Source organism: Corynebacterium sp. p3-SID1761 (assembly GCF_055862885.1).
Map to the genome: position 1 here is coordinate 78,923 of NZ_JBSQBJ010000002.1, position 13,096 is coordinate 92,018.

The following is a 13,096-nucleotide window of genomic DNA, read 5'->3' on the forward strand; positions in this document are numbered from 1 at the left end:
TGCTCTGTCTATGGCTTGGACTATTGATGCACCGTTAGACGAACTTCCGGATCTGCCGCCGCTGCCAGCGGACATGGCGGAAAAATTAGAAGATGCGCTGTCTCGCGACGCGAAGCAGCAGCCTAGCTGGGATCCAGAGCACGCAGGGCGCGTGCGGAAGATCCTGGAATCCGTGCCACCGATTGTGGTGGCTCCCGAAGTTAAGAAGCTGAAGAAGCAACTGGCTGATGTCGCCCTGGGCAAGGCCTTCCTCCTGCAGGGCGGTGACTGTGCGGAGACCTTTGAAACCAATACGGAGCCGCACCTGCGTGGCAACGTGAAGACCCTGCTGCAGATGGCTGTTGTCTTGACCTACGGTGCTTCCACGCCCGTGGTGAAGATGGGACGTATCGCTGGCCAGTACGCCAAGCCACGCTCTGCGGACCGAGATTCCAATGGTCTGTTGAACTACCGTGGCGACTTGGTAAATGGCGTAGAGGCCACCGAGGAAGCTCGCGCCCACGACCCATCCCGCATGGTGCGCGCTTACGCTAACTCTTCCGCAGCAATGAACCTGGTTCGTGCATTGACGAACTCTGGTACCGCTGACCTGTACAAGCTGCATGAGTGGAACCGCGAGTTCGTGGCAACCTCCCCGGCGGGCGCCCGCTACGAGGCGTTGGCGACAGAGATCGACCGTGGCCTGGAGTTCATGTCCGCTTGTGGCGTGACGTCGGAGACGCTGCGGTCCGCAGACATCTTCGCCTCCCATGAGGCGCTAGTTCTGGACTACGAGCGTGCAATGCTGCGCCTGGCTCACGACGAAGAGGGCAATGACGCCCTGTATAACCTGTCCGCGCACCAGGTGTGGATCGGCGAGCGCACCCGTGGCATTGACGATGCGCACATTCGCTTCGCCTCTTTGATCTCCAACCCCGTGGGCGTGAAGATCGGTCCGACGACCACCCCGGAAGAGGCCGTGGGCTACGTCCGTCAGCTGGATCCGAAGAACACCCCGGGTCGATTGACGCTGATTACCCGCATGGGCTACGACAAGATCCGCACGGCGCTGCCTCCGATTGTCGAGGCCGTGGAGGCCACGGGTCACAAGGTCATTTGGCAATGCGACCCTATGCACGGCAACACCTACACCTCAAACAATGGCTACAAGACGCGCGATTTCGACCGCATCATCGACGAAGTTCAGGGATTCTTCGAGGTGCACCGGAAGCTCGGCTCGCACCCTGGCGGTATCCACGTAGAACTGACGGGCGAGGACGTCACCGAGGTTGTCGGCGGTGGTCAGTCCATCACGGATCTGGATCTGCCGGAGCGTTACGCCACTACCGTGGATCCGCGACTGAACACCCAGCAGTCGCTGGAGCTGGCGTTCCTAGTGGCGGAGATGCTGCGCAACTAGGTGGCCGCGACTAGCTGCCTTCGGGACGGCAGCTACACCGTGGTCAACGTGACCACGGCACCCCGGTGGCTGCGGGAGCCGGGGCCGGGGGATTGGCCCAGAACCAAGCCGTTGAGGTCACCCTTGATCTTCACCTCAAAGCCCGCATCCTCTAGCTTTTGGCGAGCCTTTTCCGCGCTGAGACCGATCGTCCACGGCACGCGCTGGGACGTGGACTCGCGGATTTCCACATCTGTGTTCTTCGCAGGATCTACCAGCTCGCCCGCCTGGGGTGACTGCTGCGCAACGTTGCCGGAATCCTCGGAAGAGTCCTCCACGGGTTTGCCCTCAACCGGATTGAGACCTGCCTCGCGCAAAGCCTTACGGGCGTCATCCATAGATAGCCCCGCTACATCCGGTACTTCGATCGCATTCGACAGCACCAGCGTGACCTCCGAACCGGATTCGACTTCCGATCCCTCCTTTGGATCAGTGCGAATCGCCTGACCTGCGGGTATATCCTTGTCGAACTCTTCGGTCTCTTCGGCAACTGTTAGGCCGGCGGACTCCAAGGTCTGCTTTGCGCGGTCGTGTTCTTGCCCCTTGACACCCGGCACCTTCACTGGGCGCTTGCCCTTGCTCATGTGGACAACGACGGTCGAGCCTGTATTGACTTCGGTTCCCGCTGCAGGCTGGACCTCCGCGACATGCCCTTTTGCTATGTCATCGGAGTAGACTTCCTCGCCCTTCTTCAACTTCAAAGTGCGGTCGGTCAGCTTTTTCTCGTAATACTGCAAGCTGGAGTTCGTTCCGGGATCCGGGATAGTCGGCTTGCCTAGGGAAAGCAGCACGGCGACTTCGGAGCCTCGCAAGGCGCGGTGCCCCTTGGCAGGGTCGGTTCCCATGACCGTGTTCTTCTCCGCCTGGTTGTCGTAGCGCTCGTCTAGTTTGGAGCTGAACCCGGCTTCCTCGACGGTGGCTTGTGCCGTGGCTTTATCCATGCCGACCACAGTGGGGATCTCGCCATAGCGACCCGTGGCGAACCACCATCCGCCAAGCGCCACGCCAATAACCAGCGCCAGGAGTACGAGAACCCACACAATGGTGGCCGCCGGTGACTTGTTGCTGAGTTTGTGCACCGGGCGTGCAGGTGCGGGCCGGTGCTGGGGCGACCGATGAGGGGCCGGTCGGTGTGGCACTGGCTGATGCGATGGCCCCACATTGGTATCGGGAGACGGCGCCAATGAGTCAGGATGCTGCGCATAACCTGGTCGGTTCGCCGGATGGTACTGAGTGACGGCAGTATGGTGCGTCTCCGGGCGGGCACGATCCTCCTGGGGGAGGGTGACAGCGCGGGTAGCCATCGACTCGTCATTCCACGGGGTACGTTCGCCGAAGTCGGTACCGGCCAGAGCAGTGCGTACGGCGGACTCAATAGGGGCAGGGACTTCGAAGTCCGGAATATCTAGCTGCTCCGCAGTGTCCTCCACGGCCTGCAGGAACTCGCTGCCATCCTGGAAACGTTGGGTGGGGTCGCGGTGGCACGCACGCAGAACGAGCTCGTCGATCTCCGGTGGAATGTCGGGCATCAACGTGCTGGGAGCGGGCACCGGACGGTTGATACGCGCCATGGCGGTTTCCAGCGGGGAAGCACCCTTGAAAGGAGTGCGGCCAGTCAGCAGTTCGAACAGCAGGATGCCTGCTGAGTACACGTCACTGGCTTGGGTGAGGTTTTCGCCGCGCACTTGCTCAGGGGAAAGATAACCGACGGTGCCGATGACCTGCCCGTTGACGGAGGTCGTTGCGTTCGTGGCATCACCCATCGCGTTATCGATGGCGCGCACGAGGCCGAAGTCCGCGAGCTTTACCTGGTGCTGATCGCTGATCAGCACATTATCCGGTTTGATGTCGCGGTGAATCATCCCTTTGGCGTGTGCGATGGCTAGGGCGTTGAGCATGGGTTGCATCACGGCGATGGCGGCATGCGGGGGCATAGGGCCGCGTTCCTTCAACAATTCGCGCAGGGAGCCGCCTTCGACCAGCTCCATGACGAGGAAAACATAGTCCTCGTCCACACCTTGGTCGAAGACGTTTACGAGTGTTGGGTGGTTGAGTTTCGCTACTGCGCGAGCCTCACGTTCGAAGCGAGTACGGAAGGCGGGTTCGCGGGCGAGCGCTGGATCCATTACCTTGACCGCGACTTCTCGGTCCAGGCGGGTATCGACCGCCGCATAGACTGTGGACATGCCACCGCGGGCGATCTGGGCGCCGATGCGGTAGCGCCACTCCAGCAGGTCTCCCGGATGTAGCTCGCTCACGTCTAGTTTCAGCCTCGTTTTCTCAGCAGTCGTATCTCTTGAGAAGAGATGATTATGAGGGGTGTTTTTGTTCCCCGTGCGTTCAGAGTTACGCAATGATTCTAGTGGTACTCGTGTCATTATACGTTTAGCCAGGTTCGTGCCCTACTCGTTTCTTTTTGACGCCCACGCGCTACAGTGGCGACCGTGAGTAAACAAAACAAGCACGCAGTAGATCACGGCATTTCCGCACACGTGGAGGGCGAGGCTTCAGGACGCATCCTCGACGAGTCGGTGGGTGGAGTTCCTGCAGGTGAAGAGGTTCTGACTCTTCCCGATGCCGCGGAACGAATGAACTTGGTAATCACCAAGGTCATGGACATGCTGAACAAGAAGCAACTGCTGGCTATTCAGGTTGACGGCATCCGACACATTCCCGCGCGTTTCCTCGGCGAAGGCGGTCAACTCAACCGGTTCGTTCCCGGTGCGATCGCTTTGCTCAGCGATGGTGGCTATTCGGATGTGGAGATCCTGGACTACCTGTTTACTGAGGATGATTCTCTGCCCGGGCGTCCGGTTGATGCCCTGCACGGTCACCTTGCCCGCGAGGTGATGCGCCGCGCTCAGGCGATGGCGATTCTGTAGCATGCTTCTGCGGCCGCTGCTGCCGTGGATCCCATAGGCACGCGGCGACGATCCAGGCGAAAACAACTGCAAAGGCGAGCACCCACCACAGAGCGTAGAGGCGGTTATTTCCTCCGCCGTCGAACATGAAGGTGACCCACATGCAGAACACACTGGTGAGATAGATCGTCATTCGCGATTGGCTAGCCAGGAATATCAGCGACAGGGGAGCTGTGTAGTACCACGGCAGCGTCACCGTGTTGAAAACACAGGTGATGGCGTAGGCCACAGCCATGCCGGTGAACGCAGTATGCTCATCGTGCCGGAATAACCACCACGCAATGACGAGCCCCACGAGCATGAGGGCACTGCTCACCGGGCGGATGGCATCCACCAGAACGTTAAACGTCAGATCGTCGTTGATACGCGAAAGGAAAGGTTCAAGTGTGGAAGCAATAAAGGAAGGCAGCGCCAGGGGGTTGATGACCTTAGAGTTACCCGTGACCTCCGTGACCCAGCCCCATGTCTGCTGAGTTGCGACTGTAATCAGCGCCAACACCCCAATGCATGTGGCTGCGCTGGCCAGACCCGTCCAGATCAGGGTTCCGAAACGCCGCCAAGTGTCTGCTAACCCTAGCCAACGGCGCTTGCCCTCTGTATAGGGGAGCGGACCAGCGATACGGGCGACCATTATCCATACAACGAAAGGCAACGCAATAAACGCCGTTGCCTTCAACGCCGCAGCTACACCGATTAGCGCGGCAGCCGCCAGGCCACCGGGGACGGGATGGAGCCTCATTGCGCAAAGACATCCCACCAAGATCAACGCCATCATGAGGTTTTCCGTATGCATGCCACCGATCAAGTGCAGGACGCTAAGGGGGTTAAAAACCCCCAGCCACATAGCCACGTCGGGACGCACACCAAGGTGGGTAGCCAGCTGCGCCACGGCCCAGGCCATTACTAGCACTGATGCGATGGAAACCAGTTTGAAAGCAAGGATGCCGGCAGTGATGTTATCGCCGGTGATCGATGTGATCGCTCGACCGAGCCCCATATGCAGCGGGCCATAAGGGGTTGTGGTGTTTCGCCAATCGGCGCTGACCTCGAACAACAGTGGGCCTGGGTTGGCGGCAGCACCTACCTCGTACGCATTAAACCCATCGCGGGCCAGGGTGCCCTGCATCAGATAAGAGTAAATGTCGCGAGACATTAACGGCCCTGCTAGCGCTAGGGGGCCGATCCATGCGGCGATAGCTGATCGGCGCAGGGTGGCGCCGTGAATCAGAATATGTCGGCCAATAATGATCCAGCTGAGGACCATTGCCAACAGGGCGAACCACATCACCACCGTCATCATGCCTGCGGCATGGCCGAAAGTGAACGAGCTAAGCCCGATGACCTGCATAATGCCGCCTCGGGCACGCACGGCGCCGACGCTGTGGGAGGTGATCGTCAAGACGATGCTGCCAATGAGTCCCATCCATATCGCGCGACTGTAGCTAGTCGATTGCAGTCGGGTGCGAGCCTTTTTTAGAAACGCCTCACCGGCCGTCACAACACACCACCGCCGGTAATACGACGGGCGGCCAACGCTCCAGAGAGGATTACGGTCGGCACGCCCACCCCCGGGGTAGTAGAGGATCCAGCAAGCACTAGATTGTCCACTCCGAATGCGCGGGCATTACGGGGACGGAAGGGCCCGGTCTGGGTAAAGGAGTGCGCCAATGCGAAGGGGCTGCCAGCGCCGAAGCCGTGATCCGCCTGCCATGTTGCCGGCGTTTCCATCCGTGCGACACTGAAGTTCTCGGTGATGCCGGAGTATCCGCGGGACTCCAAGACCCTTAAGAGCTCCTGGACATAGGGTTCGGTGATGTTGTGCCAGTCGATATCCGCGGAGCGCAGGTTCGGCGCCGGAGCGAGAATGCTCAAGGGTTCGAATGTGTCCGTGCTTGGAGACGTGGCGTCGCCACCAAAGGCGCGTTCGGGCACCGTGCGTGCCGGACGGGTGAGCAGCAGTGAAGGATCGCTCATCAGCGACCCCCGACCGTGAGTGGCCGTAATCTCGCGGAAGGTTTCGTCCCATGCCGCGCCGAAACTAATGGTGTGATGGCTTTGGGAATCCCACGCGCCGGAAACGGCCGTGGGGATGGTTCCGTGGATTACGACGGCCGAAGGGGACCAGCGCAGTGGCGCTGCCTTGCGCCACAACCGGCGGACAAAGGAACGAGACACCAGCCCACTCGTGCGCCCCGACTGTGTCAGCAGATTGCCGATCACCGGAAGGTCGGGGGTTGCCACGACAGCATCGCAGGGGATGTGTTCGCCGGTGCGGGTGCGTACACCGGTAATCAGATCCTCGGAGAAGTCCACGTGCTCGACGGGGTCTGAGGTGATGATTCGGCCACCCGCAGCGCGCACAGCGGCGGCCATGACCTCGGGAACCTCGCTCATGGAGAAGCTGGGGTAGAACACGCCCATGGAGGTATCCATGTGCGAGATCACGGTGTAGACGGCGCGCGCGTTCTTCGGTGCCACACCCGCGTACAGGGCTTGGAAGGTAAAGAGCCGCTGTAGCTCGGTATCGGGGAGGTGCCGTGCCGTGGTCTTGCCGAGGCTGCCGAAGGCGCCGAGGGAGCCCAAGTGGCTGAGGTCCGACGCCGCAGCGGGCGTGGAAAACAAATCCAGCGCACCGTCGAAGTCCGCGGCCAAGAAGTTCTCGAAGCTGGCGCTGAAGACATCCTGGGACCACTGGCGGTGGTGAAGGTAGCCGGCTGCAAGCTTGTCCGCCGCCGCTTTATCCAGACCTTTGGATGCTGCGAAACGGCGTATCTCTGCCACCATCGCGTCGCGTCCAGCGAAAACCTCGGCGTGACGTCCACTGGCGAATTGCGCATGATAGGCCGGTGCGAGTCGCCGTGGCGCCCATGGATGCTCCAAACCCAGCTGCTTGGCAGAAGAATCAGAGCGTAGGTCGATGTCGACGGAAGCTACCGCGGATTCGATCAGGCTGGGCATTGTCAAAACGGTAGCGCCTGTATCGGCGATGTAGTCTCCGTGTGCACTGGTGAGTTGCTCGCTGCGGCAGCGTCCACCGACGGTATTGGAAGCCTCAATGACTGTGACATCCCGTCCTGCGGAGAGCAGGCGCAGTGCGGCGGAGAGTCCCGCTAGACCTGCGCCAATTACAACGACGCGCTCGCCATTGCCTGGCAGTCGTCGGCGCAATGTGGGGCGCGTCATTGGCACCAAAGGGCTCGGTAGGCTCAGGTGTCGCCGCCCATCGGCGGAGCGAGTGGATAGCTTCATTTAAAACCTCCGGTGCGTTAGTTTATCCGCCAAGGCAGTCAGTTCTGTGGTGATGTCTGTACCCAAGCCGCCGGATTTTAGAGATTCGATGGCTCTTTGAGTACGTGCTTCGATGAGAGCCTCTACCTCGGATTGTGCGCCAGTGTCGTGGATGATGTCCCGCAGACGCTCGATGTCGGCCTCCGACGATTCCACGCCTTGTCCCAGCCCCTCTCGAAGGGCAGCGACCTGGGCTGCGCTACCTCGGCGCAACGCCTCGTTGATGAGTGTCGTACGTTTGCCCGTGCGTAGGTCGTCGCCAGATGGTTTGCCTGTGACTTCCGGGTCGCCGAAGACACCCAATTGGTCATCTCGTAATTGGAAGGCCTCGCCGATGTCCTGACCCACCCCGCGGAGCATGGTTTGAGTTTGTTCATTGGCTCCCGCCAGCGCAGCTCCGATGTGTAGCGGTCGGGCCACGGTGTAGGAGGCGGTCTTGTACTTAATGACGGCGAAGGAGTCTGCAACATCCTCGCTACCGTTTGCCTCGACGGCAATGTCCAAAATCTGGCCGGCAATAACTTCAGTGCGCATCGCGCGCCACGCGGGGCGGGCTCGACGCAATGCGGTATCGCTGAGACCCGAATCGTTGTACAGATCGTCTGCCCAGGCAAAAGCGAGATCGCCGAGGAGGATAGCTTGGCTTATCCCATAGTGCTCAGAAGAGCCCAACCAACCGCGTTCGCGGTGCTTGCCCTCGAAGGTGCGATGGGCAGTGGGGAAGCCGCGCCGGGTATCAGAGCGGTCGATAATGTCATCGTGAATCAGCGCACAGGCCTGGATGAATTCGAAAGCGGACAGCGCATTGAGTACGGAGTGGGGGGTGAAGTTGGTGGTGAGGGACGAGGTGGCGTCATTTTCCTTTTCACAAAGAGCCTCCAGCGACCCGCCGCCGCCTTCGAGCGCCGCGCGGATACCTGCCCAGGCGAAAGTCGGACGCACGCGCTTACCACCGTTGACGATAAAGTCCCGAAGTACCGTGATGGCACCGCTGACGAGGGGATTGATATGAGAAAACTCCTCGTGCGAGTGGTTCAAATACTCAACTAGCTGGGCATCGACGGCGGCTTTGACCGCGGACAGTGGGGAATCGAGGCGCCAGGGGTGTGCTGCCTGCTCATCGGTACTCATGGTTTTCCATTCTAAGCGGTTGGGCGTCAAGTGCGAAGAACGCTTGTATGGCGGGGCGTGGGGGTGAGCGAGTATCGAATTTAGGCGAATTATTGCCAATGTCTTGAAATGGACAGCTCTGTCTATATGATCTTTGGGTATGGCTAGTATCCGCAGGCAGGTTGCCGTATCCCAGTCACTTTCCCTCCATACGCCGGGGCGTGTACCGTTCTCTGTCGAGTTCATGCCGCCGCGCGATGACGCTGCCGAGGAGCGGCTCTGGAATGCAGCGGAAGCTTTCCACGATCTGGGTGTGAGCTTCGTATCCGTGACCTATGGCGCCGGCGGAAGCACCCGCGAGCGCACTCTGCGCGTTGCCGAGCGACTGGGCACCAAGCCGCTGACCACTCTGGTGCATATGACGCTGGTGCAGCACACACAGGAAGAGCTGCGGGAGATGCTACGCACCTATGCATCGCTGGGGCTGACCAACCTGCTGGCTCTGCGCGGCGACCCGCCGGGCGACCCTAACGCTGAATGGGTGGCTACACCGGGTGGTTTAAATTACGCCAGCGAGTTGATCGACATGATTCGTGATATGCCCGAATGTGCGGACTTTGACATCGGCATCGCCAGCTTTCCGGAAGGTCACTACCGCACCGGATCGCTAGAGCAAGATACCGAATACACCTTGGCGAAACTTCGCGCCGGGGCACAGTATTCCATTACGCAGATGTTCTTTGATGTGGATCATTACCTGCGTCTGCGTGACCGGTTGGCCAAGGCGGACCCGGAACATGGGCAGAAGCCGATCATCCCGGGGCTTATGCCGATTACGTCGCTACGTAGCGTGCGGCGCCAAATGGAGCTGGCGGGTGCTGCTCTGCCATCGGAATTGGAGAAGCGTCTACTCGATGCGGCTGCAGGGGATGAGGTGGCTAACCGTGATGCCATTCGCGAGGTGGGCATCGAGGTGACCACCGAGATGGCGGAGCGCCTGATTGCCGAAGGCGTGCCAGATCTGCACTTCATGACGATGAATAACGTGCGGGCTACGCAGGAAGTTCTGCACAACTTGGGAATGGCGCCAGCATGGGGGCAGGGGCTCGGGCACGACATGGTTCGCTAGGTACCTCGGTAGTGGAGTCGCGAGGTGCCCAGCAGTGGCTCTGTATTGGTATTGGTGAGCTATTGGTGAGTTAGTTGCGCGTTCGCTGCAGGATGCCGAATGGTCGCGGATCTGCAGGGAACTTGAAGTTTCGTAGCACATCGGTGAACCCGGCTCGGCGATAAAGCTGCCAGGCGGCATTTGCTTCACCTTCTACCTCCGGGGTGGAGAGCATTACTGTACTCTGCGGCGTTCGCTGGAGGAGGTCGTTGAGGATTTTGGTGCCGACGCCCTCACCCTGCGCTGGGGGCAGGACATGTATCTCGGAGAGCTCTGCGTAGGTATGCAGTATGCGGGACACCTCTGTGCGGGAGTATCCGTTAAGAACCAGGCCGCGTGCGACCTGCCGATACCACCATGTGTGCGGGGAGCCGCGAAAGGTGAAGCCGATTCCGACGCAACGCTGGCGTGAATTGTCGGGATCTGGGGCCTCGTCAACGTGGTGTAGGAGCGCCATGGTGCAGGTGAAGTCCGGCTGGGAGGCGTTGTAGAACCACAGGGATTTGCGCTGTGGATGGGTCTCTTTGGGGTAGTTCATTGCGGCGAGGTGAATGTCGATGAGCTCGTCGAGCCGCGCAATGAACTGACGGTTGTTGGCAGGGATGATGGACACGCGCAGGGAGGAATCGTCGGGAGTTGGCTGGGAGTACGTGTCCTGGGGCATGGAAACAATAGTGCCACCTTCTGGCGGAATGAACTCAAAAATAGTTAATAAGACATATGTTCGAATATGGTAGGCTTGGTGCTCAGTGATGTCTCGGGCGCTTTCTAATGTGAGACCCAAACCTTGCATAGAACAGCGACTGAGCAAACTAGGGGATGAGAATGATGGCCGTACAGGAAAAGCAGATAGGAGCCCGGGGTAGGTACAGTCGCTCCCTGGGTGCGAGGGGGTTCCTGGACGAGGCAGAGCGACAGCTGGCACTGTCGCGAGCGGAACTTCGCGAGCCAGAGGCGATCGTATATGCCTACCGCGCCGGGCTGAGGGCGGCAGGGGCGTTGATTGAATGGGAGATGGCCTCGCGGAAGCGTCGCCCTTCCGGGAGTGCGTGGGCAAAGCTGAGGGTGCTTCGCCCGGACCTTGAAGAATGGGCTGAAACCTTTGAAGCGCATGCCCGAGTGGCGAGCCGGGCTGGCTTGGGGCTTAGCCAGGGAATACCTGCGGATTCCCGGGGCGTGATTTACCGCGATGCTTGTGATCTAGTGGACCTAGCACGAGCGGCGGTGGATTACCTGCCAAAGGTGGCTTAGAGCTTCTCAAACAATGCACATCATTGTTTGAAAACCGCAGGTTGATGTAGGGTGGGTGGGGTAAACACGGGTGGAGCGCACCCGGGCTGGAAACTTTTTCTGCGGGTTGTCCGTTGGAAGAAGTAGCCGCAAAGAATTGGGAGGTCGCGATGGCTCTATCAGAGCAAGAGCAGAGGATGCTCGCGGAGATCGAACAGGCGCTGATTGCTGAGGATCCGCGCCTGGCGAAGCAGGCTTCCACCAATGGCGAGCGGACAATGAACTTCAACATCCGTTCTATCGCGCTCATTGTTCTCGGGCTCACGGTGATGGTTGGTGGCATTGCAGCCTCTCAACTGTCGCTGTGGTTCGTGGCTCTAAGTGTCCTCGGATTTTTGATCATGTTCGGTGGTGGCTTGCTGGCTTTCCAGCCGAATGAGGATCCGGAGGCTGCAGCTATCAAGCGTTCCAAGGCGGGAAAGCCCCGCAAGGCACGTGCCCTGAAGGGAACGTCCGGTGGCGGGCTCGGCGATCGGATGGAAGATAGCTTCCGCCGTCGCTTTGAGCGCTAAAACGTTACGGAACAAGAAAACCACCGCCTCCCAGCCGGGAGGACGGTGGTTTTTAGTTTGCGGCTAGGGCTAGTTTCACCCTTGAGTCAGGGGACTTCTACTTCTTCGGGGATTTACCGTGGCGCGATGTGGGAATTATTGGGGTCATCGGGTTTGGGTCAGCAGAACCTCATCCAGCACGCTGGCATTTTCGATCTCTAGGGGTGGGCGAATGCCCCGAAGTTGCCGGTTGTGTAGCGCATGTCGCATCCTCTTGGTCGGTATCGAACTTGCTACATAATTCAGGCTAGACCTCAAAAGGTAAATCTTATTTTTGGTGTGCGAGTTGGGTGTGGTCACCCCACTTTCCCCCACTTTGAATATTCTATGCATAGTCATTCGGGGTGAAGGATGGTCGTGTGTAAGGGGGAAACGCTGTCTACCTGTGCTAAACCGGTGCTTTTAGTGGGGGGCTCGGGGTGGGGGAGAGTGTGGTGTCGTAATAAAGAAGAGGGGGGATGTAAAGATCGTGCGTTGGTTGTGAAGGTGTGCTTTATGGCTAGAGTGCTGGTTGGGGACACTTTGAGAAAGAAGTGGCGAGAAAAAAGGGCACACATAAGCTCGTGTTGTAGAGATTGTGGGGAGGAGTGGGGTAAAGTGGGGATCGTTGGGGCGAAGCTGTGCCAACAAGTCCAAACTTCATAGAGAAACCGATGGTCAGGGTGATTTTTACCCTTGATTCACAACGGACACGGCAAAGCAAGGCGCAAGATCATTCATAGAAAGGGGCCGATGACATGTTTTTCGGCACCTTTACGCCGAAGCTCGACGACAAGGGTCGATTGACCCTGCCGGCGAAGTTTCGCGAAGAACTTGCGGACGGCTTGATGGTTGTGAAAGGGCAGGATCGCAGCCTGGCTGTATATCCCAAGGCTGAATTCCTTGTGCGGGCAAAGAAGGCTGCTGAGGCTTCGCGCACCAACCCGAAGGCTCGCGCATTCGTGCGAAACCTTGCTGCCAGCGCCGATGAGCAGGCGCTGGATTCGCAGGGGAGGATTTCGGTTTCGGCGTTGCACCGTAACTACGCGGGGCTCTCGAAGGAGTGCGTAGTAATCGGCAATGTCGACTTCATTGAGATTTGGGATGCCGCGAGCTGGGAAGAATACAGCGCTGAGCACGAAGAGGATTTCTCGGACGGCGACGACGAAGTGCTGGCTTCCTTCCTCTAGAAGCGCGTGGAACGACAACGCAAGACGACAAATTAATAGTGGACAACAGAGTGTGCGCAGGCCCTTACCTGCGTGGACGACGCGGAACCTTGACGTACTTCCCCGATGTCAAGCCCGCACCCACGCAGGTGAGGCCCTGTTCGCACTCTTTTAACTTTTGA

General features: G+C 59.4%; 11 protein-coding genes. 6 read left to right on the forward strand and 5 right to left on the reverse strand.

What is annotated here, in order from left to right:
• The first annotated feature begins 10 nt into the window (after positions 1–10).
• The gene (locus ACWXWJ_RS02245; RefSeq protein WP_293791351.1) at positions 11–1,399 is read left to right on the forward strand and encodes a class II 3-deoxy-7-phosphoheptulonate synthase; all 1,389 of its coding nucleotides are present in this window, start codon (positions 11–13) and stop codon (positions 1,397–1,399) included.
• A 32-nt stretch (positions 1,400–1,431) separates the two neighbouring features.
• Here ACWXWJ_RS02245 and pknB read toward each other — a convergent pair whose 3' ends face one another.
• Entirely contained in the window at positions 1,432–3,696 is a 2,265-nt protein-coding gene (gene pknB, locus ACWXWJ_RS02250) for a Stk1 family PASTA domain-containing Ser/Thr kinase (RefSeq protein ID WP_473963418.1), read from the reverse strand.
• Positions 3,697–3,954: 258 nt separating this feature from the next.
• Here pknB and ACWXWJ_RS02255 point away from each other — a divergent pair, with 258 nt between their 5' ends.
• On the forward strand, positions 3,955–4,320 hold the full coding sequence (locus ACWXWJ_RS02255; protein WP_473963470.1) for an Rv2175c family DNA-binding protein: 366 nt from the start codon (positions 3,955–3,957) through the stop codon (positions 4,318–4,320).
• On the opposite strand, the gene ACWXWJ_RS02260 is transcribed toward ACWXWJ_RS02255, so the two are convergent.
• The 3 genes from ACWXWJ_RS02260 to ACWXWJ_RS02270 form a co-directional block, all read right to left on the reverse strand.
• Positions 4,220–5,782: an alpha-(1->6)-mannopyranosyltransferase A gene (locus tag ACWXWJ_RS02260; protein WP_473963419.1), complete on the reverse strand. Its 1,563-nt coding sequence runs from the start codon at positions 5,780–5,782 to the stop codon at positions 4,220–4,222. The two genes, ACWXWJ_RS02255 and ACWXWJ_RS02260, sit on opposite strands and share 101 nt — an antisense overlap.
• Before the next feature lie 71 nt (positions 5,783–5,853).
• A complete protein-coding gene (crtI, locus tag ACWXWJ_RS02265) occupies positions 5,854–7,608 on the reverse strand; it encodes a phytoene desaturase family protein (protein WP_473963420.1) in 1,755 nt (584 codons plus the stop codon).
• Entirely contained in the window at positions 7,609–8,778 is a 1,170-nt protein-coding gene (locus tag ACWXWJ_RS02270; protein ID WP_293791347.1) for a polyprenyl synthetase family protein, read from the reverse strand.
• A gap of 139 nt (positions 8,779–8,917) precedes the next feature.
• On the opposite strand from ACWXWJ_RS02270, the gene metF reads away from it, so the two are divergent.
• Positions 8,918–9,886, forward strand: coding sequence for a methylenetetrahydrofolate reductase [NAD(P)H] (gene metF / locus ACWXWJ_RS02275; RefSeq protein ID WP_293791346.1), 969 nt, complete (start codon positions 8,918–8,920; stop codon positions 9,884–9,886).
• Between the two features lie 70 nt (positions 9,887–9,956).
• Here the strand turns inward: metF and ACWXWJ_RS02280 are convergent, their stop codons facing one another.
• Positions 9,957–10,589 (reverse strand): GNAT family N-acetyltransferase, encoded by a 633-nt coding sequence (locus ACWXWJ_RS02280; RefSeq protein ID WP_473963421.1) that lies wholly within the window; start codon positions 10,587–10,589, stop codon positions 9,957–9,959.
• Between the two features lie 161 nt (positions 10,590–10,750).
• Between ACWXWJ_RS02280 and ACWXWJ_RS02285 the strand changes: the two genes are divergently transcribed.
• The 3 genes from ACWXWJ_RS02285 (at position 10,751) to mraZ (ending at position 12,935) form a co-directional block, all read left to right on the forward strand.
• Positions 10,751–11,176 (forward strand): SAV_6107 family HEPN domain-containing protein, encoded by a 426-nt coding sequence (locus ACWXWJ_RS02285; protein WP_473963422.1) that lies wholly within the window; start codon positions 10,751–10,753, stop codon positions 11,174–11,176.
• Between the two features lie 149 nt (positions 11,177–11,325).
• Positions 11,326–11,727, forward strand: coding sequence for a DUF3040 domain-containing protein (locus ACWXWJ_RS02290; RefSeq protein ID WP_473963423.1), 402 nt, complete (start codon positions 11,326–11,328; stop codon positions 11,725–11,727).
• Between the two features lie 776 nt (positions 11,728–12,503).
• Entirely contained in the window at positions 12,504–12,935 is a 432-nt protein-coding gene (gene mraZ, locus ACWXWJ_RS02295; protein WP_293791342.1) for a division/cell wall cluster transcriptional repressor MraZ, read from the forward strand.
• Positions 12,936–13,096 lie beyond the last annotated feature (161 nt).